General features: G+C 73.2%; 14 protein-coding genes. 4 read left to right on the top strand and 10 right to left on the bottom strand.

Translation table 11 applies throughout. From position 1 onward, the window contains the following. Window positions 1–10: 10 nt before the first annotated feature. From F1615_RS04400 to F1615_RS04380, 5 genes are all read right to left on the bottom strand, one after another. Window positions 11–220: a hypothetical protein gene (locus F1615_RS04400; RefSeq protein ID WP_149547530.1), complete on the bottom strand. Its 210-nt coding sequence runs from the start codon at window positions 218–220 to the stop codon at window positions 11–13. Window positions 221–356: 136 nt separating this feature from the next. Next, on the bottom strand, window positions 357–680 hold the full coding sequence (locus F1615_RS04395) for a hypothetical protein (protein ID WP_149547529.1): 324 nt from the start codon (window positions 678–680) through the stop codon (window positions 357–359). Next, window positions 677–1045 carry a WhiB family transcriptional regulator gene (locus F1615_RS04390; RefSeq protein ID WP_037937846.1) on the bottom strand — a complete coding sequence of 123 codons (369 nt, stop codon included), beginning with the start codon at window positions 1043–1045 and terminating at the stop codon, window positions 677–679. The genes F1615_RS04395 and F1615_RS04390 overlap by 4 nt, the downstream gene beginning before the upstream one ends. A gap of 170 nt (window positions 1046–1215) precedes the next feature. After that, the gene (locus F1615_RS04385; protein ID WP_149547528.1) at window positions 1216–1530 is read right to left on the bottom strand and encodes a hypothetical protein; all 315 of its coding nucleotides are present in this window, start codon (window positions 1528–1530) and stop codon (window positions 1216–1218) included. A 164-nt stretch (window positions 1531–1694) separates the two neighbouring features. After that, a complete protein-coding gene (locus tag F1615_RS04380) occupies window positions 1695–3983 on the bottom strand; it encodes an ATP-dependent DNA helicase UvrD2 (protein ID WP_149547527.1) in 2289 nt (762 codons plus the stop codon). 102 nt (window positions 3984–4085) lie between these two features. Here F1615_RS04380 and F1615_RS04375 point away from each other — a divergent pair, with 102 nt between their 5' ends. Continuing rightward, window positions 4086–4328, top strand: a complete 243-nt coding sequence (locus F1615_RS04375) for a mycoredoxin (RefSeq protein ID WP_149547526.1) — start codon at window positions 4086–4088, stop codon at window positions 4326–4328. 78 nt (window positions 4329–4406) lie between these two features. Here F1615_RS04375 and nudC read toward each other — a convergent pair whose 3' ends face one another. The 5 genes from nudC to F1615_RS04350 form a co-directional block, all read right to left on the bottom strand. Next, a complete protein-coding gene (gene nudC, locus F1615_RS04370) occupies window positions 4407–5351 on the bottom strand; it encodes an NAD(+) diphosphatase (protein WP_149547525.1) in 945 nt (314 codons plus the stop codon). 146 nt (window positions 5352–5497) lie between these two features. Further along, window positions 5498–6910: a dipeptidase gene (locus F1615_RS04365; RefSeq protein WP_149547524.1), complete on the bottom strand. Its 1413-nt coding sequence runs from the start codon at window positions 6908–6910 to the stop codon at window positions 5498–5500. Between the two features lie 10 nt (window positions 6911–6920). Then, window positions 6921–10391: an ATP-dependent helicase gene (locus F1615_RS04360; protein ID WP_149547523.1), complete on the bottom strand. Its 3471-nt coding sequence runs from the start codon at window positions 10389–10391 to the stop codon at window positions 6921–6923. A 100-nt stretch (window positions 10392–10491) separates the two neighbouring features. Continuing rightward, a complete protein-coding gene (locus tag F1615_RS04355) occupies window positions 10492–13806 on the bottom strand; it encodes an ATP-dependent helicase (RefSeq protein WP_149547522.1) in 3315 nt (1104 codons plus the stop codon). Window positions 13807–14063: 257 nt separating this feature from the next. Beyond that, window positions 14064–14450: an MGMT family protein gene (locus F1615_RS04350; RefSeq protein WP_149547521.1), complete on the bottom strand. Its 387-nt coding sequence runs from the start codon at window positions 14448–14450 to the stop codon at window positions 14064–14066. A 186-nt stretch (window positions 14451–14636) separates the two neighbouring features. Here F1615_RS04350 and F1615_RS04345 point away from each other — a divergent pair, with 186 nt between their 5' ends. From F1615_RS04345 to F1615_RS04335, 3 genes are all read left to right on the top strand, one after another. Continuing rightward, on the top strand, window positions 14637–17336 hold the full coding sequence (locus tag F1615_RS04345; protein ID WP_208818243.1) for a lysylphosphatidylglycerol synthase transmembrane domain-containing protein: 2700 nt from the start codon (window positions 14637–14639) through the stop codon (window positions 17334–17336). Between the two features lie 104 nt (window positions 17337–17440). Then, window positions 17441–18994, top strand: a complete 1554-nt coding sequence (locus tag F1615_RS04340; RefSeq protein ID WP_149547519.1) for an alpha/beta hydrolase — start codon at window positions 17441–17443, stop codon at window positions 18992–18994. A gap of 137 nt (window positions 18995–19131) precedes the next feature. Beyond that, window positions 19132–20640, top strand: a complete 1509-nt coding sequence (locus F1615_RS04335; RefSeq protein WP_149547518.1) for an alpha/beta hydrolase — start codon at window positions 19132–19134, stop codon at window positions 20638–20640. Window positions 20641–20643 lie beyond the last annotated feature (3 nt).

The raw sequence follows: 20643 nt of genomic DNA, 5'->3' as shown, positions 1-20643 counted from the left end.
GGCAGCGCCACTACCACCACTGCGGGTCCAGGCGTCCCTCGATCGCCCGCAGATGGTCGCGGGAGCACTGCTCGCAGTAGTACCGCGGCGCGCCGTTCTCCACGGAATAGGTCCAGGTCGGCTGCGGGTCCTCGGCGCGGGCGCCGCAGCGGGCACACACCAGCCGCTCCGGCTCCGCCTCGGGGCCGTCGTCGTCACCGCCACCGGAATGACTCGTCACCCGGCGACGATAACCCCGTTCCGGACCGCCCGTCCGGCACAACGCACCGCGGGGGCCGGTCCGTTCGCACGGACCGGCCCCCGCGGGAAGAGCTGGGCCCCCGGCTGTGGGAGGGCGCCGCTTCAGCTGGGATCGGTTACTGCATGACCGCCATGGCGAGCGCGCGGCGGGCGCGCCGGGAGGCGCGCTCGGCCCGGCGCTGCATCCGGCGCGCGGTCACCAGGCGCGCGGCCTGGCGCTCCCGTTGCGCCTCGTGCAGTCGCTCGCGCATTTGCGCACGAGCCAGGGCTTCTGGGATGAGTTGCATTTCTCGGGTCCTGTTCTGGCGCGAGTCGTTCGCACCACTGGTGGTGAAGTCTTCGGTCGCGGAGCCTGCGGGCTCGTGGGTGGACGGCATCATCGGGGCCTGCTTCTGGGGGTCGTGCGTGAGGGGGCGGTCGATCGTTCCTGGGGTGTTCATGCCGTGACCGGGTTCTTGCGCGGGCGGCCACGCGGCCGCTTCCGGGCGACGACAACTCCCTGGACGAACAGCTCGCCACCCCAGACGCCCCAGGGCTCACGCCGCTCCTTGGCGCCGGCGAGGCAGGCCTCGACCAGCGGGCAGGTGCGGCAGAGGGACTTGGCGTACTCGACGTCCGCGGGCGACTCGGCGAAGAAGACCTCCGGGTCGTAGGAGCGGCACGGGACGGGCACGCCGAGGTTCTCGATGGCGTCGTCGAGCGCGGTCAGCGCGGTGAGCGGAGTCAAGGTCGGGTCCTCCGTGGAGCCGGACTTGGGGATCGTGTCGGAAGGCGGTACGGACGGGGCGTGCGCTTCGAGTTGCACGGTTCGTCTTCCTCGTCTGGTCGTTTCCGGCCGGTTGGCCGAGTGGCGGCTGGTACCGGGTTCTTTTCTTGTCCCGAGGCGCTTCGCTCTGCCTCCCCGTTCGGGGAAAACAGAAGGGCCGCGGATCCCGGGTGGGGTTCCGCGGCCCTGAAGGCGCCGGCCTGATCGCATCAGGCTGGATCGCTCCAGGGTTCTGGCCCACGGAAGGCCCACATCAGGTGGTGCTGCGTCGTCTGCTTCCGGAATCCGGCACCGGCCGCGGCAAAGGCATAGGCCTGCGCCTGTGCCACTACTGCTTCCCGTGCCTTGGTCGGTCGCTCATCCCGCTCACGGACGGCAGGAGCCGCGGGAGCAAGGGAGGACACCAGGCGTGCGGCACGGCTGCCGGACAGACCGGTGCCCTGGTTCGAGGCGCCGAGAATGCACAGGGAGACGGCCGAGCGATCGGTCAGTTTGACGACGGAGCTGGTGTTGATGCTGATCACTGGACTCGCCTCCTCTCGGCGTCTCGGGGGACTGGGGTGAGCCAGTCCGCGGATATGCAAGTACAACACGGAATCGCGGCCTTCGAGAAGGCCGCCGTCCCCGTGCCTAAGAACCTATGGGGATTGCCGGGGCATGCGCAAACTATTTTTCCGACGAGTTCGCATCAGTCCGGATCTTGCTCACCGGCAACGTCACGGCCCGCGCAGATGGCCAGAACATCGGCCCCGTAGCGGCCCAGTTTGCGCATCCCCACCCCGGGGATGCGGGCGAGACCGTGCTCGTCGTCGGGGACCGTCTCCGCGATGGCGATCAGTGTCTTGTCGGTGAAGACGCAGAAGGCCGGCTGTCCGCTGCGCCGCGCCTGGTCGGCGCGCCACTCCCGGAGCCGCTCGTACAGACCCTCGTCCATGTCGGAGGGGCAGTCCTCGCAGCGCATCAGCTTCATCTCGCCCGCGTCGGTGAGCGTGCGGCCGCACACCCGGCAGCGGGCGGGGCTGCGCCGGCCGCGTCTCGGGGTGGGCGCGGCCGGGGCCGGTACCGCGGCGGAGGAGCCGCGCTCCACACTTCCCCTTCCCCCCGCACCGCCGCGGCCCGCGGAGGCCGAACCGGGGCGCAGTCCGGTGAGGAAACGGCTGGGGCGGCGGTTCGGCCGGCCGCCGGGCGAGCGGGAGAGCGCCCAGGAGAGATGGAGGCGCGCACGCGCGCGCGTGACACCGACATAGAGGAGGCGGCGCTCCTCCTCGATCTGCTCGTCCGTCTTTGCGTAGGTGATCGGCATCATGCCCTCGGCGACGCCGACCAGGAAGACGACGTCCCACTCCAGGCCCTTGGCCGAGTGCAGCGAGGCGAGCGTGACGCCCTGCACGGTCGGGGCGTGCTGCGCGCCGGCCCGCTCGTCCAGTTCGGCCACGAGGTCGGCGAGCGTGGCGCCGCCCCGGGCGGCGGCGAAGTCCTGGGCGAGATGCACCAGGGCGGCCAGCGACTCCCAGCGCTCCCGGACCGTGCCCGAGCCGGCCGGCGGCTGAGCCGTCCAGCCCTCGCCGGAGAGCACGGCGCGGACCTGCGAGGGCAGGTCGGGGGCGTCGTCGAGGAGCGCGTCGTTGCCGCCGAAGCGGGCCGCGGCACGCAGGGCGACGATCGCCTTGCGCACCTCGGGGCGGTCGAAGAACCGTTCGGCCCCCCGCAGCTGGTAGGGCACCCCGGCGTCGGCGAGGGCCTGCTCGTAGGTCTCGGACTGCGAGTTCGTGCGGAACAGGACGGCGATCTCGCTCGCCGGGACCCCCGCGTCGATCAGCTCACGGATGCGGCGCGCGGCGCCCTCGGCCTCGGCGGGCTCGTCGGTGTACTCGGCGAAGACCGGCTCGGTGCCCGCGGCCCGCTGCGAGATCAGTTCCAGCCGGTGATCGGCGGCGCGGCCGCGGGCCTGGGCGAGCAGCCCGTTCGCCAGACGGACGACCTGGGGGGTCGAACGGTAGTCGCGGACCAGCTTGACGACGGTGGCTCCGGGGTGGCGGATGCGGAAGTCGAGCAGATGGTCGGGGGTTGCTCCCGTGAACGAGTAGATGGTCTGGCTGGCGTCACCGACCACGCACAGGTTCTCCCGGTCACCGAGCCACAGCTCCAGCAGGCGCTGCTGGAGCGGGCTGACGTCCTGGTACTCGTCGACGACGAAGTGCTGGTACTGGGCGCGGACCTGCTCGGCGATGTCGTGCCGGTCCTGGAGGACGGCGACCGTCAGCAGCAGCACGTCCTCGAAGTCGATGACGGCACGCTCCCGCTTGAGGTCCTCGTAGGCGGAGTAGAGCTGGGCGACCTCGGCGGGGTCTCGGGGGGTCTCCCGGCCGGCCTTGGCGGCGGCGGCCGCGTAGTCCGCCGGGACGGTCTGGGTGACCTTGGACCACTCGATCTCGGCCGTGACGTCCCGCAGCTCTCCCCGGTCGAGCCGGATCCGGCAGGCCGCGGCCGCGTCGGCGACGAGCTGGACCTTGCGGTCGACGAGCCGGGGCAGGGAGCCACCGATCGCTTTCGGCCAGAAGTACTGGAGCTGGCGCAGCGCCGCGGAGTGGAAGGTGCGGGCCTGGACCCCGACGGCACCGAGCTGGCGCAGCCGGCCGCGCATCTCCCCGGCGGCCCGGTTGGTGAAGGTGACGGCGAGCACGCTGGAGGGCTGGAGGATCCCGGCGCGCACCCCGTAGGCGATCCGGTGGGTGATCGCCCGGGTCTTGCCCGTACCGGCGCCCGCCAGCACGCACACCGGTCCGTGCAGGGCGGTGGCCACGGCCCGCTGCTCGGGGTCGAGCCCTTCGAGCACCGCGTCGGCCGAGTCCGGTACCCGCGGGAAGAGGGTGGAGTGCGTTGCTGCTGTCACACGGCCATGCTGCCAGGTCGCCGGAGACGGGTGAGCACGTTGTCCACAGGGACGGCCTCGCAGTCGTACTGATGCGGCAGGCATCACATCGGACCGCGGCGGCACCGCCCTCGGGAATGATGGCGCTTTAAAGTACGTTCCCCCACGACGAGGACTTCCCCGAGCCGACGAAGGAGCGCGAGAGGCATGCAGGGCACTGTGACGATGTACAGCACCACGTGGTGCGGCTACTGCCGCCGGCTGAAGAGCCAGATGGACCGTGAGGGCATCGCGTACACCGAGATCAACATCGAGCAGGACCCCGAGTCCGCCGCGTTCGTGGAGAAGGCGAACGGCGGGAACCAGACGGTTCCGACCGTCCTCTTCGCCGACGGCTCGACGCTCACCAACCCGTCGCTGGCGCAGGTGAAGCAGAAGGTCGGCGTCTGAGCGGTACCCCGGAGCGGGGTGGCCGGTCCCTGTCGGAGGGACCGCCACCCCGCTCTTTCGTGCCGTGCGGGCGCCGGGTCAGAAGACGCTGCGGGTCGGCAGCTCCTTGCCGTACCAGCGCTCGATCAGGCGGGCCGCGATCGAGATGCCGTAGGGCGGCAGCACCTCGCCGGACTCGAAGGCGGCGCCGAGCTCGTCGCGGGAGAACCAGCGGGCCTCGTGGATCTCGTCGCCGTCGACGTCGATCTCGGTGGAGGTGGCGCGGGCGACGAAGCCCAGCATGAGGCTGGACGGGAAGGGCCAGGGCTGGCTGGCGATGTACTCGACCTCGCCGACGCCGATGCCGACCTCCTCGTGGACCTCGCGGCGCACCGACTGCTCGATGGACTCGCCGGGCTCGACGAATCCGGCCAGCGTCGAGAAGCGGCCCTCGGGCCAGTGGACCTGGCGGCCGAGCAGGATGCGGTCCCGCTCGTCGACGACGGCCATGATCACCGCGGGGTCGGTGCGCGGGTAGTGCTCCGCGCCGCAGGCGGGGCAGCGGCGGATGTGGCCGGCGGCGGCGATGACGGTGCGCTCGCCGCAGCGGGAGCAGAAGCGGTGCAGCCGCTGCCAGTTCTCCAGGGCGACCGCGTGCACCATCAGACCCGCCTCGCGCGGTGACAGGAGCAGCCCCGCCTCGCGCAGGCCCGCCGGGCGGGCGGAGTCGTCCATGCGGCCGGGCAGGGAGTCCTTCTGGAGGGCGAAGTAGCTGACGCCGTCCTCGTCGGTCCCCAGGAAGTAGCGGTGTGCCTCGGTGAGCGGGGCCTCGAAGGACGGGGTCATGACGAGTTCGGTACGCCCGTCCGCCGTCTCGTCGATGAGGACCTGGCCGCCGGAGACCACGAAGCAGCGGGTCGAGGGGTGGCTCCATGCCGCCGCGAGCCATGCCTCGTCGAGCCGGTGGTGGGCGGCGCGGTCGATGCCGCTCGGGGCGGTGAGCGAGATGGGGCGGTCGGCGGTGTGGTCGGTCCAGGTGGTCACGGGTGCTTCCAACTCCCCCGGTGGAACGGATTGGGTCGGCGGGCGGTTCGGCGGGACATGCGGCGGGAGGGACCGGACCCGGCGGAGCGCGGCGGGTCCTTCCAGTGTGCCCCGCGCGGGCGTCGGGTCCGGACGGCGTGGGGCGGTCAGGGGGCGTGCTGCCAGTGCTCGGCGAGGTCGCCCCACAGGTGCGCGCTGGTCTCGACGCCCTTGAGGAGCAGGTCCAGGTCGATCTTCTCGTTGGGGGCGTGCCAGCCGTCGGACGGGACGGAGATGCCGAGGAAGAGGACCGGTGCGCCGAGGACGTCCTGGAGGTCGGCGGCCGGGCCGGAGCCTCCCTCGCGCGTGAACAGGACGGGTCGGTCGAAGGCGCGGCCCATCGCCCGGACCAGGCACTGCAGGGCCGGGTGGTCCAGGGGCGTCAGGCAGGGACGGGTCGCGGGGCTGAAGACGAGTTCGTGGCGGATGCCGTCGGGGACCTGTCCGGGCACCCAGTCGCGGACCGCCTTCGCCACGTGCTCCGGGTCCTGGCCGGCGACCAGCCGGAAGGACAGCTTCACCATGGCGGAGGAGGGGATGATCGTCTTGCTGCCGGGGCCCTGGTAGCCGCCGCCGATGCCGTTGACCTCGGCGGTGGGGCGCGCCCAGACGCGCTCCAGGGTGCTGTATCCGGCCTCGCCCCGGGTGCCGTGCGACGCGGCGGTGCGCAGCCACTGTGCCTCGTCGAAGGGCAGCTCGGCGAAAAGTTCGCGTTCCCGGTCGGTGAGCTCGACGACACCGTCGTAGAAACCGGGGATCGCCACGCGCGCGTGCTCGTCGTGCAGGGCGGCCACCAGGCGGGCGGCGGCGGTGGCCGGGTTGGGCACCGCGCCGCCGAAGGAGCCGGAGTGGATGTCCTGGTCGGGGCCGTACAGCCGGATCTCGCACTCGGCGAGGCCGCGCATGCCGGTGCACACGGTGGGGGTGTCCTCGGACCACATGCCGGTGTCGGACACGATGACGGCGTCGGCGGTGAGCCGGTCCGCGTGCCGTTCGACGAGCTCGCGGAAGTGCGGGGACCCGGATTCCTCCTCGCCCTCGATCAGCAGCTTCAGGTGGACGGCCGGGGTGGTGCGGCCGGTGGCGGCGAGGTGGGCGCGGACGCCGAGGGTGTGGAAGAAGACCTGGCCCTTGTCGTCGGCCGCGCCGCGGGCGTAGAGGCGGTTGTCGCGGACGACGGGTTCGAAGGGCTCGCTGTCCCAGCCGTCCTCGCGGGCGGCGGGCTGGACGTCGTGGTGGCCGTAGACCAGCACGGTGGGCGCCTCGGGGTCGGCGGAGGGCCACTCGGCGTAGACGGCCGGGGCGCCGGGGGTGTGCCAGACCTCGGCGGTGGGGAAGCCGGTCTCCTTGAGTTTCGCGGCGAGCCAGTCGGCGCTGCGGCGCACGTCGGGCGCGTGGTCGGGCTGGGCCGAGACGGACGGGATGCGCAGCCACTCGGTGAGGTCGCCGAGGAAGGCGACACGGTGCTGCTCGATGTACGTACGGACGGCGCTGACGGCACTGTCAACGGGCTGGCTCATGCCGTCGAGCCTATCGGCCCGCGCCGGTGTCCTCGGAGTGCGGTATCTCACCGGACGGCTCCTCGAGCAGCAGCCGTTCCAGCTCCGCGCGTCCGGGCAGGGAGCCGGGGCGGACCACCTCCCCGGTGCGCACGTACAGGAACGCGGCCGTGACGGATTCCGGCGGGACGCCCTGCTGCTCGGCCCAGGCGAGCCGGTAGACGGCGAGCTGGAGCGGGTCGCCGGTGCGGTCGCGTCCGGTCTTCCAGTCGACGATCTCGTACGTCGTCCCGTCCCCGTCGTCCTGCCGGTAGACGGCGTCGATGCGGCCGCGGACGACGCGGCCGGCGATCGTCAGCTGGAAGGGCGCCTCCACGCGGTGGGGCGTCCGGTGGGCGTACTCGGTGCGTTCGAAGGCCTCCTTGAGGGCCTCCAGGTCGCGCTCGTCCTCGATCTCGGCGTCGCTGCCGGGCAGCTCCTCCGGCTCGAGCATGGGCAGCGTCAGTGCCTCGAAGCGAGCCTCGACCCAGGCGTGGAAGCGGGTGCCGCGGCGCGCCGCGGGCTGTGGGGGGCGGGGCATGGGGCGGGCCAGTTCCCGGGCGAAGCCGTCCGGGTCCTCGGCCAGGCGGAGCAGCTGGGAGGCGGTCAGCGTGGCGGGCAGCCGGACCTCGGTGACGCTCGCGCGGGTGCGCAGCAGCTCTCCGCTGAGGGCGTCCAGGTCGCGGTCCCAGGAGGCGACGGTGCGGGCCTCCTCGGGGGTGAGCCGGGGTGCTTCGGGGTGCCGCGGCGGGCGGGACCGCTCCGCGGCGCCGGGGCGTCCGGCGGCCTTGGGTGCCCTCGCCTGGTGCGGGACGGTGGGGCGGTCGGTGGCCCAGGAGTCCCAGTCGTCCGGGTCGGCGTCCGCGAAGGGGCCCTCCCCGGGGAGGGGTTCCTCCTCGTCGGGTGGCGGCGGCCAGTCGGGGTCGTCGTAGGTGTCCGGGTCGTGTACGGCGGTGGCGGTGCCGGCGGCGAGGCCGTCCAGGTGGGCGAGGACGGTCTCGGCGGCCGCCCGGCGGCGGGCGAGGGCGGCGTCGTCCAGGGGCAGGGGCCACACCTGGTCGTCGGTGGCCCGGTGCAGCGCGGGGTTCTCCTCGTCCTCGGCGGGCTCGTCCGCCCACGCCTCGATCTCGCCGTACCCGGCGGCGCAGTGCTCGTGGAGGGCGCGGAGGAAGTCGGAGGGGCCGCGCGGTCTCTTCTGGCTGGGTCCCCACCAGTGCCCGGAGCCGAGCAGGAGGGAGCGGGGGCGGGTGAAGGTGACGTAGCCGAGGCGCAGTTCCTCGGTGTGCTGGTGTTCCTTCATGGCCTCGTGGAAGGACTTCAGGCCCCGGGAGTCCCAGGACGTGACGTCGGGCAGGGTGTCGGCGTCGCCGCGCAGTCCGTGCGGCAGCACCTTGCCCTGAGCGGTCCACTTCTCGCGGCCCTGACTGCTGGGGAAGGTGCCGGTGACCAGGCCGGGTACGGCGACGACGTCCCATTCGAGGCCCTTGGACTTGTGGGCGGTGAGCACCTTGACGGTGTTCTCACCGCCGGGCAGCGCGTTGTCCAGGCCCTTCTCGTACTGGGCGGCGGTGCGCAGGAAGCCGAGGAAGGCGAGCAGGGTGGCCTCGCCGTCGCCGGCGGCGAAGGAGGCGGCGATGTCGAGGAAGTTGGACAGGGTCTCCCGCCGCCGGGCGGCCAGGGCGTGCGGGGACGCGGAGAGTTCGACCTCCAGGCCGGTGACGGCGAGGACGCGGTGCAGGACGTCCATGAGGGGGTCGGCCAGGGAGCGGCGCAGGTCGCGCAGTTCGGCCGCCAGGCGGGCGAAGCGCACGCGCGCGTCGGGGGAGAAGGGCAGGCCGTCGTCACCGCGGCCGTCCAGCGGTGTCTCCAGGAACGTGTCGAGCGCGTCGGCGAGGGAGACCACCTCGGCCGGGTCGACGCCCTCGACGGCTTCGGCGAGCCGCCGGTCGGGGTCGTCGTCGTCCGCGCGCGCGTGGGAGACGAGCCGCCGGGCGCGGCGCCCCAGCAGGGCGAGGTCGCGGGGGCCGATGCGCCAGCGCGGGCCGGTCAGCAGGCGTACCAGGGAGGCGTTGGCCCCGGGGTCCTGGAGGACCTCGCAGACGGCGACGAGGTCGGCGATCTCGGGCAGGTGCAGCAGCCCGGAGAGGCCGACGACCTCGACGGGGACGTCCCGGGCGACCAGGGCGCCCTGGATCTCGGCGAAGTCGCCGGCCGTGCGGCACAGGACGGCGATCTCGCCGGGTGCCTTGCCGGTGCGGACGAGGTGGGCGATGGAGCCGGCGATCCAGTCGATCTCCTCGGCGTGGGTGGGCAGCAGGGCACAGCGGACGGTGCCGTCGCGTTCGGCGCCCGGGGCCGGGCGGAGTGCCTCCACGCCCGCGTGCATGGCGCGCAGCGGCTCGGCGAGGCCGTTGGCGAGGTCGAGCAGGCGGCCTCCGCTGCGGCGGTTCTCGCTGAGGGACTGGCGGGTGGCGGGGCGGCCGTCGGCCTGGGCGAAGTGCTCGGGGAAGTCGTCGAGGTTGGCGACGGAGGCGCCGCGCCAGCCGTAGATCGCCTGGCAGGGGTCGCCGACGGCGGTCACCGGGTGGCCGGTGCCGCCGCCGAACAGTCCCGCCAGCAGGACCCGCTGGGCGACGGATGTGTCCTGGTACTCGTCGAGGAGGACCACGCGGAACTCGTCGCGCAGGACGCGGCCCACCTCGGGGAGGGCGGCGAGCCGGGCGGACAGGGCGATCTGGTCGCCGAAGTCGAGCAGGTCGCGTTCGCGTTTGGCGGCCCGGTAGCGCTGGACGAGTTCGGCGAGTTCCCGGCGCGCGGCGGCCGCCTCGGGGACCTTGCGCAGGTCGGCGTTGGTGAGCCTGGTGTTCTCCAGGGTGCGCAGCAGCCCGGTGTCGTGGGCGCGCAGGTCCTCGGGCGCCACGAGATGTTCGGCGAGCTCCGCGTCGAGGGTGAGGAGGTCGCCGACCAGGTCGGGGAAGGAACGGGTGAGCGCCGGGTAGGGCCCGGGGGCCTCGCGCAGGACGCGTGCGGCGAGCTGGTAGCGGGTGGCGTCGGCGAGCAGCCGGGAGGCCGGTTCGAGGCCGATGCGCAGTCCGTGGTCGGTCAGCAGACGGCCCGCGAAGGCGTGGTACGTGGAGATCACCGGCTCGCCCGGGGGGTTGTCCGGGTCGATGACGTCGGGGTCGGTCACGCCGGCCTTGACCAGCGCCTTGCGGACGCGTTCGGCGAGTTCGGCGGCGGCCTTGTTGGTGAAAGTGAGGCCGAGCACCTGCTCGGGGGCGACCTGTCCGGTGCCGACCAGCCACACCACGCGCGCCGCCATCACGGTCGTCTTGCCCGACCCGGCTCCGGCCACGATGACCTGCGGGGCGGGCGGCGCGGTGATGCAGGCCGTCTGCTCCGGGGTGAACGGGATGCCGAGGAGCTCCTTGAGCTGATCGGGATCGGTGATACGGGCGGGCACACGCAGAATCTAGCGGCGCGCACTGACAGCGAGGGCCGTCAGCGTGCCCCGGGAAGGAAGAAGCACAGGTCGGCGCGGGTGGTGCGATGCGTCACGCCGGTCACTCGACGACGTGCCGGCCCTCGGGCCGGGCGCTGCACGAGGCGCGGAACGAGCAGTGGGCGCAGTGCTGGCCCGCGGTCGGGGTGAACCGTTCGTCGAGGACCTTGCCGGCGGCCGTGGCCAGCAGGTCACCGACCCACTCGCCCTCCGGCGGCTCCTGGGCCTGGACCTTGGGCAGGGTCTCGCCGCCGTCCCGTCGGGCGGCCCCCTGGCGCAGCTGGACGAGCTCGGCACCGCCCGGTTCGGGGCGCACCCCGTCGAAGGCCTCGTCGACGGCGCCCTCGCGGACGGCGAGCTGGTAGACCGCGAGCTGGGGGTGGCGCTCCACCTCCCTGGCGCTGGGCGCCTGCTTGCCGGTCTTGAAGTCGACGACGTACGCGCGTCCCTCGCCGTCGGCCTCGACGCGGTCGAGCTGGCCTCGGATGCGCACCTGGTAGTCGCCCGCTTCGAGGGTGACGTCGAAGTCGTGCTCGCTCGCCACCGGGGTGCGTCCGGCGCGGTCCATGACGTGCCACTTCAGGAAGCGTTCGAGCGCCACGCGCGCGTTCTCCTTCTCCTGCGCCGACTTCCACGGCGCGTCGAAGGCGAGCGCGTTCCACACGGAGTCCAGGCGCTCCATGAGGACGGTGAGATCGGCCGGGGTGTGCCCGGAGGCCACCTCGTCGGCCAGGACGTGCACCACGTTGCCGAAGCCCTGGGCGGCGGTCGCGGGCGCGTCGGCCTTCACCTCGCGGCCGAGGAACCACTGCAGGGCGCAGGTGTTGGCGAGCTGGTCGAGGGCGCTGCCGGAGAGCACGACGGGCTGGTCGCGGCTCCGCAGCGGCACCTTGCTCTCGGTCGGTTCGAACATGCCCCACCAGCGGTAGGGGTGCGCGGACGGCACCAGCGGGCGTCCGTCCTCGTCGGCGAGCGCGGCGAGCCGGGCCAGCCGCTGGGCGGCGGCCTCCCGCAGGGTGTCCGAGACCCGGGGGTCGACCGTCGTGGCGCGCAGTTCGGCGACGAGCGCGGCGACGGACAGGGGGCGGCGGGGGCGCCCGGTGACGTCCCTGGGCTCGACGCCGAGTTCGGCCAGGAAGCGTGAGGGCTGGTCCCCGTCGTCGGCGGGCGCCTTCACGGCCGTCACGACGAGGCGTTCACGCGCGCGCGTGGCGGCGACGTAGAACAGGCGGCGTTCCTCGGCGAGCAGCGCTCCCGGAGTGAGGGGTTCGGCGAGTCCGTCGCGGCCGATGCGGTCGGCCTCCAGCAGGGAACCGCGGCGGCGCAGGTCCGGCCACAGTCCCTCCTGGACCCCGGCCACGACGACCAGGCGCCACTCCAGGCCCTTGGAGCGGTGCGCGGTCATCAGGCGTACGGCGTCGGGGCGGGCGGCCCGCCGGGTGAGGGTGTCGGCGGCGATGTCCTCGGCCTCGATCTCCTCCAGGAAGTTCAGGGCGCCGCGGCCGCCGGTGCGTTCCTCCGCGCGGGCGGCGGTCGCGAACAGGGCGCACACGGCGTCGAGGTCCCGGTCGGCGTTACGGCCGGCCGCGCCGCCGCGCCGGGCGGAGCGCTCCAGGCGCTGGGGCCACGGAGTGCCGTCCCACAGGTCCCACAGGGCCTCCTCGGCCGTACCGCCGCCCGCCAGACGCTCGCGGGCCCGGCGCAGCAGGGCGCCGAGCCTCTGGGCGCCCCGCGCGTGGACGGGGTCGTGCACGGCGAGCCGCTCCGGTTCGGCCAGCGCTCGCGCGAGCAGCTCGTCCGAGGGCGGTGGCAGCGGGTTGCCCGCGGCCCGCTCCTCCTCGCGCAGGGCCCGTCCGAGGCGCCGCAGGTCGGCGGCGTCCATGCCGGCGAGGGGGGAGGCGAGCAGGGTGAGGGCGGTCCCGGTGTCGAGCCAGCACGCTTCCGCGCGAGCGCCGGTCGCCGTGTCCTCGCCTTCCCGCTCTCCCGCCTCCGCCGTGGCCACCGCGCGCAGGGCCGTCAGCAGCGGGGCCACGGCCGGCTCGTGGCGCAGGGGCAGGTCGTCGCCGTCGACGTCCACGGGGACGCCCGCCGAGGTGAGCGCGCGGCGGACGGCGGGGAGGGTGCGGGAGCCGGCCCGCACCAGCACGGCCATGTCGCTCCAGGGGACCCCGTCCTCCAGGTGCGCCCTGCGCAGGATGTCGGCGATGTTGTCCAGCTCCGTGCCGGGCGTCGGGTAGGTGTACACTTCGGCCCGGCCGCCGTCCCGTACGGGAGTCAGCTCCCGGTGGGCGCGGACCTTCTCGGCGGGGAGCCGGGGCAGCGGCATGCGCCGGGTCACCAGCCGGGTGGCCGCCAGCAGGGCGGCACCGGAGCGCCGGGAGGTGCGCAGCACCTCGACCGGGGCCGGGCGGCCGTCCGCGCGGGGGAACGCCTGCGGGAACTCCACGATGCCGCCCACGTCCGCGCCCCGGAAGGCGTAGATCGACTGGTCGGGGTCGCCGAAGGCGACGAGGGTGCGTCCGTCGGCCAGGGCGTGCAGCAGCCGCACCTGGGCGGGGTCGGTGTCCTGGTACTCGTCGACGTAGACGGCGTCGTACCGTCCGGCGAGCCGCACGGCGGTCTCCGGGCGGCGGGCGAGGAGCACCGCGCGGTGGACGAGTTCGGCGTAGTCGAGCACGCCCTGCAGGTCGAGGACGTCGAGGTACTCGGCGAGGAAGGCGGAGGCCGCACGCCAGTCGGGGCGCCCGATGCGGCGGGCGAAGGCGTCCAGGGCGTCGGGGCCGAGGCCCAGTTCGCGGCTGCGGGCGAGCACCGCGCGGACCTCGTCGGCGAAGCCGCGGGTGGTCAGGCAGGCGCGCAGTTCGTCCGGCCAGCGCACATGGGCCAGTCCGAGCCGCTCCAGGTCCACCTGGCCGGCGAGCAGCTCGCGGACGGTGACGTCCTGCTCGGGGCCCGACAGCAGCCGCAGCGGTTCCACGAAGAGGTCGCTGTCCTGGTGGGCGCGGACCAGGGCGTAGCAGAGCGAGTGGAAGGTGGTGGCCTGCGGGGCGTGTGCGGCTCCGATGCGCAGGGCCATGCGGTCACGCAGCTCGACGGCCGCCCTGCGGCTGAACGTCAGCACCAGGATGCGCCCGGGGTCACCGCCGCGGGCGATCCGCGCGGCCACCGACTCGACGAGCGTGGTGGTCTTGCCGGTGCCCGGACCTGCGAGAACGAGCAGCGGGCCGGTCGTGTGCTCAACCACGGAGCGCTGTGCGGCGTCCATCCGAGGGGGATTCGCGCGGGCCGGCGGGGTACGCACCAGTCGATAAGCGCCACGGTTCCCCCGCCGCACCGGGGGGTGCGACAGGCCGCTGGTGGAGGAAGAGGAGCTCACGTGGTTCGCCGGTCCTGGTGGGTGTGCTGTGGGGCTGTTCGCCGCGCGCGGAGGGCGGTGGTCGGGGGGTGAAGGGGGCACGCGCAGCCGACGCTACGCCGGTGAAAAGGACGGAGGCAGGACTTCCGCTTCTTCCCTCCGGACACTCGTGGCGCACATGTCCCTTGCCTCACGAACGTACGTCATGCCACGGATGTGCCCTGTTTCACCCCGGGGGATCACCGGTCACACGGCGGCGCGCGCGATGGCGGAAGCTGTCAGGTGTGACCCTCGGTGTGCTCGCCGCCGTCCCACCGCGCGCGCCCGATGTCGAGGCGCGGCACGTGGCCCTCCGCGGACCGGCTCGCCCCCTTCAGCGGCGTGCCCTCCGCGCGGTAGTGGCCGAGGGCTCTCAGTTCGTGGCCCGGCAGCAGCACACCGTCCGCGCGGACGACGCGCCACCACGGTACGGCTCCCCCGTACAGGGCCATCACGCGCCCGACCTGCCGGGGGCCGCCCTCCCCCAGCCACTCGGCCACGTCCCCGTACGTCATGACACGCCCCGGCGGGATCAGCTCCGCCACCTCGAGAACCCGCTCGGCGTACTCGGGCAGGGCGTCGGGATGCTCCGGGGGGCTGTCGGACGGAAGGCTCTCCTGGCTCATCCGCCCCATCCTGCCCCACCCCACCGACAACGCGACGCGCTCGCGCGCGTGCGCACGGCTCGCCCCGGAGCGGGGCTTCCGGCAGACTGTGCCGCCCCGCTTTTGGACCCTGATGCCCCCTTGTGCCGGATCGGCATGCCACCATCGTGCGGGCGGTGACCGGTGATACGAGATCGAGAAGAGACGATGAAGCAGCAGGGTGCGCACCCCGGGGACACGGAGGGCACCCCTGACGCCTCGTCGCGCCCGGACACCGGGGACTCCCGCTCCACGGACCCCGACACGGCGCACATCGACGAGGTGGAGGGCGACGAGCCCCTGCTCCCCGCGCGGGTGCACCGCCCGTCCGATCTCATGCGGCTCCTGGGCGGCGTACTCGCCGTCGTGCTGCTGCTGGCGATCGCCGCGTTCGCCCACGGGACCACCTCGGGGCTGGAACAGGACATCAACAAGGGCACCGGGCAGGCGCCCGACCTGCTCATCAAGATCGCGGGCCTGGCCTCCAGCATCGCGATCCTCCTGGTTCCGGTCGCCTTCGCCATCGAACGGCTGATCAAACGGGACGGACTGCGAATCGCCGACGGCGTGCTCGCCGCCGTCCTCGCGCACGGTGTGACGCTCGCCACCGACCTGTGGGTGGCACGTGCCGCTCCGGACTCGATCCAGGACGCGCTCACCCAGCCCTCCCCCGGTGACATCCACGCCCTCACCGATCCGGTGCACGGCTATCTGGCACCGGTCATCGCGTACATGACGGCCGTCGGCATGTCCCGCAGACCCCGGTGGCGCGCGGTGCTGTGGGTCGTGCTGCTCCTCGACGCCTTCTCGATGCTCGTCACCGGGTACACGACACCGTTCTCGATCATCCTCACGGTGCTGATCGGCTGGACCGTGGCCTACGGCACCCTCTACGCGGTGGGGTCGCCCAATGTGCGCCCCACCGGACGCACCCTGATGGCGGGCCTGCGCACCGTCGGCTTCCGCCCCGTGACCGCCTCCCGCGACGAGGCGCCGGACGCCTCCGAGACCGGCGACCGCGGGCGCCGGTACTTCGTCACCCTGGAGGACGGTCCGCCGCTGGACGTCACGGTGGTCGACCGCGAGCAGCAGGCGCAGGGGTTCTTCTACCGCGCGTGGCGCAATCTGGCCCTGCGCGGCTTCGCCACCCGCAGGAGTCTGCAGTCCTTGCGCCAGGCGCTGGAGCAGGAGGCGCTGCTGGCGTACGCCGCCATCGCGGCCGGCGCCAACGCGCCCAAGCTGATCGCGACGTCCGAGCTCGGTCCCGACGCGGTGATGCTCGTCTACGAGCACACCGGCGGGCGCACCCTCGACTCGCTGCAGGACGAGGAGATCACCGACGAACTGCTGCGTGACACCTGGCACCAGGTACGGGCCCTGCAGTCCCGCCGCATCGCGCACCGCAGGCTGGTGGGCGACGCCATCCTGGTGGATCGTTCCGGCACGGTGATCCTCACCGATCTGCGCGGCGGTGAGATCGCGGCAGGCGATCTGCTGCTGCGCATGGACGTCTCCCAGCTGCTGGTGACGCTGGGGCTCAGGGTGGGCGCCGAACGCGCGGTGGCCTCCGCGCTGAGCGTCCTCGGACCCGACGCTGTCGCGGACTGCCTGCCGATGCTCCAGCCGATCGCGCTGAGCCGCTCCACGCGCGGCACCCTGCGGAGGCTCGCCCGGGAGCGGGCGGAGCGCGAGCGCGAGGCGGTCCTGGATGCCTCCCGGCACGCCAGGCCGGCGCGCGCGGAGCACGACGCCGACGACACCCGCCACGTGGTGCTCGAGAAGACCGGCAAGAAGGCCGTACGCGCGGAGCAGCGGGCCGAGAAGCGGGCCATCGACGAGGCCCTGGAGGAGGCGCGCGAGGAGGACCTGCTCACCCAGATCCGGCACGAGGTGCTGCGGATCAGGCCGCAGGCCCCGGTCGAGCCGGCCCGCCTGGAGCGGGTGCGCCCGCGGACGCTGATCAGCCTCATCGCCGGCGCGATCGGCGCGTACTTCCTCCTGACGCAGCTCACCCACATCGAGTTCGGCCCGCTGATCTCGAACGCGGAGTGGGGCTGGGTGGCCGCGGCGGTGCTGTTCTCGGCGGCCAGTTACGTCGCGGCGGCGATGGCCCTGCTCGGGTTCGTGCCGGAGCGGGTGCCGTTCCTGCGCACGGTGGCGGCGCAGGTCGCCGGGTCCTTCGTCAAGATCGTCGCGCCGGCCGCGGTGGGCGGCGTCGCCCTGAACACGCGCTTCCTGCAGCGCGCGGGGGTGCGTCCAGGGCTCGCGGTGGCCAGCGTCGGCGCGTCGCAGCTCTTCGGGCTCGGCTGCCACATCCTGATGCTGCTGGCGTTCGGCTATCTGACCGGTACCGAGAAGACGCCCTCCCTCTCGCCGTCCCGCACGGTCATCGGCGGCCTGTTGACGGTGGCGGTGCTGGTGCTCGTGGTGACCTCGGTGCCCTTCCTGCGGAAGTTCGTCGCCACGCGCGTGCGGTCACTCTTCGCGGGCGTCGTGCCGCGCATGCTCGACGTGCTGCAGCGCCCCCAGAAGCTGGTCACCGGCATCGGCGGCATGCTGCTGCTGACGGCCTGCTTCGTGATGTGCCTGGACGCCTCGATCCGGGCGTTCGGCGACGAGACGACCTCGGTCAGCATCGCGAGCGTCGCCGTCGTCTTCCTCGCCGGCAACGCGCTGGGATCGGCGGCGCCGACACCCGGCGGCGTGGGCGCGGTCGAGGCGACCCTGACGGTCGGCCTGATCGCCGTCGGGCTCCCCAAGGAGGTCGCCGCGCCGGCGGTGCTCCTCTTCCGGCTGCTGACGCTGTGGCTGCCGGTGCTGCCGGGATGGCTCGCCTTCAACCACCTCACGCGCAAGGCGGCCCTGTAGGCGGGCAGCCCCGTGGGCGCGGGCAGCCCCGTGGGCGCGGGCCCTCTTACCTCGTACGGCACGCGTCCCGCGCGTCCCGCCCCGGGCAACCCCAGGATGGGAGCATGCCCCGCCCCTTCCGCCTGCGCCCGCGTGCCGCTGCCCTGACCGCCTGTGTCCTGCTGCTGCCCACGCTGCTGGCGGGCTGCGGCGAGGACGCCGAGGACCAGGACCTGACCCGGCAGGAGCTGGACTGGAAGGACTGCCCGGCCCCGTCCGAGGCCCAGGGCGGAGGCGCTCCCCCGTCCCCGCTGCCGGGCGGCGGGGGCGAGTGGAGCTGCGCCACCATGAAGGCGCCGCTGGACTGGGACGACCCCCGGGGCGACACCATCGGCCTCGCGCTGATCCGGGCCGGGTCGAGCGGCCCGTCGAACGAGCGCATCGGCTCCCTGATCTTCAACTTCGGCGGCCCCGGCGGCTCCGGCGTCACCGCACTGCCCGCGTTCGGCGAGCAGTACGCGACCCTGCGGACCCGCTACGACCTCGTGAGCTTCGATCCCCGCGGGGTCGGCCGCAGCGCACCGGTGATCTGCCAGGACGACCGGCGGCTCGACGCGTACCTCCAGCAGGACGCCACCCCGGACGACGGGACCGAGCGCACGGAACTGCTGGAGAGCACCGAAAAGTTCAACGCGGACTGCGAGGAGAATTCCGGACGGATCCTGCCGCATGTGCGCACCACGGACGCCGCCCGTGACCTGGACCTGATGCGTCAGGTCCTCGGTGACGACACGCTGCACTACTTCGGCGTCTCCTACGGCACGGAACTCGGCGGCGTCTACGCCCACCTGTTCCCGGAGAAGGTCGGCCGCGCGGTGTTCGACGCGGTCGTCGACCCCACGCAGACCGCGGAGGAGCGCTCGCTCGGACAGGCACGGGGATTCCAGCTCGCCCTCGACAACTACGCCCGGGACTGCGTCTCCCGGACCGAGGAGTGCCCCGTCGGCGACAGCGCGCAGGACGTGAAGGACCGCATCGCCGAACTGCTCGAGGACCTCGACGGCAGGCCCCTCCCGGGGGTCTTCCCACGGCAACTGACCCAGACCGCGGCGACCGGTGGGATCGTGCAGGCCCTGTACTCACAGCAGTTCTGGGCGTTCCTCACCGACGGTCTCGAGCAGGCGTACGACGGTGACGGAACGATTCTGATGCTGCTGTCCGACGCGATGAACGGGCGCAGCGAGAACGGCGAGTACAGCAACCTCGTCGCCGCCAACGTCTCCATCAACTGCGCCGACGACAAACCCCGCTACGGCCCGGGGCACGTGGAGCGCCGGCTTCCCGCGTTCCGGTCCGCCTCCGAGCTCTTCGGCGACTACATGGCGTGGGGAATGATCAGCTGTGCCGACTGGGCGGTGCCGGGGGCCGCCGACCATCCGGACGTGAGCGCCCCCGGCGCGGCACCGATCCTGGTGATCGGCACCACCGGTGACCCGGCCACCCCGTACGAGGGGGCACGCAGAATGGTGCGGGCCCTCGGTGACGGTGTCGGGGTGGAGCTGACGTACAAGGGGCAGGGGCACGGCGCCTACGGCAGCGGGAACGGATGCGTGCGGGACGCGGTGCACGGCTATCTGCTGGACGGCACGATGCCGGCGGCCGGGACCGTCTGCTCCTGAGCGACCGCCGAGATGGGAGAAACCTGCAGGTCAAAGCGTTGTCCACAGGCTTCCCCGGCGGGCGGCGAAACTGCCTACCATGGCCTGACCGCCATCCGTGGCACAGCGCGGACGGCCAGCGAGGGGGGAATCGGCACATGACCCGTTTCACACGGTGGACGGCCCTGACGGCCGCCGCCGCGCTTCTGACGGCGGGCTGCAGCGGCGCCGGGTCGTCGGGCGACGACTCCGGGGACAACGGCAACGACGGCAAGAGCGGCGGCACAGCGCTCGACTGGGGGGACTGCAAGGCCTCCGGGGACGCCCCCGCACCGGGCGACGACTGGCAGTGCGCCACGCTCCGGGTGCCGCTGGACTGGTCGAAGCCGGAGGGCTCGACGATCGGGCTGGCCCTCATCCGGGCCAAGGCCACGGGAGGCGACCGCCTCGGCTCACTGCTGTTCAACTTCGGAGGCCCGGGTGGCTCGGGTGTCTCCATGATGCCGTCCTACGCGGCCACGGTCTCCGAGCTGCGCGAGCGGTACGACCTGGTCAGCTGGGATCCGCGCGGAGTGGCCGCCAGCGAGGGCGTCCGCTGCCGCGACGACAGGAGCATCCAGGCCGCCGAGGCGTCGGTGGACGGCACCCCCGACACGGCGGCCGAGGAGCAGACGTTCCTGCGGGACGCCGCCGACTTCGGCAAGGGCTGCCAGGAAGGCGCCGGAAAGCTGATGGCCCATGTCTCGACCACCGACACCGCGCGCGACTTGGACCGCATCCGGCAGGTCCTCGGCGACGACAGGCTGAACTACTTCGGCATCTCCTACGGCACGGAACTCGGCGGCGTCTACGCGCACCTGTTCCCGGAGAAGGTCGGCCGGATGACGCTCGACGCGGTGGTCGACCCCACCGCCGACACCGTCGGACACGCCAAGAACCAGGCGCGCGGCTTCCAGACGGCCCTCAACAACTATCTGAGGTCCACCGGCCGGGACCCCGGGCAGGGATCGAGGGAGATCGCGCAGCTGCTGGAGCGGATCGACGCCGAGCCCCTGCCGACGTCCTCCTCCGGACGCGAGCTGACGCAGTCGCTCGCGCTGACCGGCATCGTCCTGCCGCTGTACAGCAAGACCAGCTGGCCGGCGCTGACCAGCGCGCTGCAGGCCGCCGAGGAGGGGGACGGCTCGGAGCTGCTGGCCCTGGCCGACGGCTACAACGAGCGTGACACCTCGGGGCGGTACGGCACCACGACCCACTCCCAGCGGGTCATATCGTGCCTGGACGACAAGCAGCGGCCGACGATCGAGGAGACGAAGAAGCTGCTGCCCGAGTTCGAGGAGATCTCGCCCGTGTTCGGGTCCTTCCTCGGCTGGGACACGGCAGGCTGGTGCCACGAGTGGCCGGTTCCCGGTCAGGTCGACACCCCGGAGGTGAGCGCGCCCGGCGCGGCGCCGGTCCTGGTCGTGGGCAACACCGGCGACCCGGCCACGCCCTACGAGGGCGCCCGGAGGATGGCGGACGAACTGGGCGAGAACGTCGGGGTGGTGCTCACCTGGAAGGGCGAGGGCCACGGTGCGTACGGCAGCGGCAGCGACTGCGTCGACTCCACGGTGAACGCCTACCTGCTGGACGGCAGGGTGCCGGAGGACGGCAAGGTCTGCTCATGACGA

Origin of the sequence: Streptomyces marokkonensis, assembly GCF_008312835.1 — a bacterium.
Lineage (GTDB): Bacteria > Actinomycetota > Actinomycetes > Streptomycetales > Streptomycetaceae > Streptomyces > Streptomyces marokkonensis_A.
Note: the sequence above shows the minus strand (reverse complement) of the source record. Positions and strands in the feature narration are given on the sequence as shown.

What these genes read in the sequence shown, in the direction of transcription:
- F1615_RS04380 (WP_149547527.1), bottom strand. Translation starts at nt 3,983, where the DNA reads ATGCCTGCCGCATCAGTACGACTGCGAGGCCGTCCCTGTGGACAACGT.
- F1615_RS04340 (WP_149547519.1), top strand. Translation starts at nt 17,441, where the DNA reads ATGCCCCGCCCCTTCCGCCTGCGCCCGCGTGCCGCTGCCCTGACCGCC.
- F1615_RS04335 (WP_149547518.1), top strand. Translation starts at nt 19,132, where the DNA reads ATGACCCGTTTCACACGGTGGACGGCCCTGACGGCCGCCGCCGCGCTT.
- F1615_RS04365 (WP_149547524.1), bottom strand. Translation starts at nt 6,910, where the DNA reads ATGAGCCAGCCCGTTGACAGTGCCGTCAGCGCCGTCCGTACGTACATC.
- F1615_RS04350 (WP_149547521.1), bottom strand. Translation starts at nt 14,450, where the DNA reads ATGAGCCAGGAGAGCCTTCCGTCCGACAGCCCCCCGGAGCATCCCGAC.
- F1615_RS04345 (WP_208818243.1), top strand. Translation starts at nt 14,637, where the DNA reads ATGAAGCAGCAGGGTGCGCACCCCGGGGACACGGAGGGCACCCCTGAC.
- F1615_RS04395 (WP_149547529.1), bottom strand. Translation starts at nt 680, where the DNA reads ATGAACACCCCAGGAACGATCGACCGCCCCCTCACGCACGACCCCCAG.
- F1615_RS04375 (WP_149547526.1), top strand. Translation starts at nt 4,086, where the DNA reads ATGCAGGGCACTGTGACGATGTACAGCACCACGTGGTGCGGCTACTGC.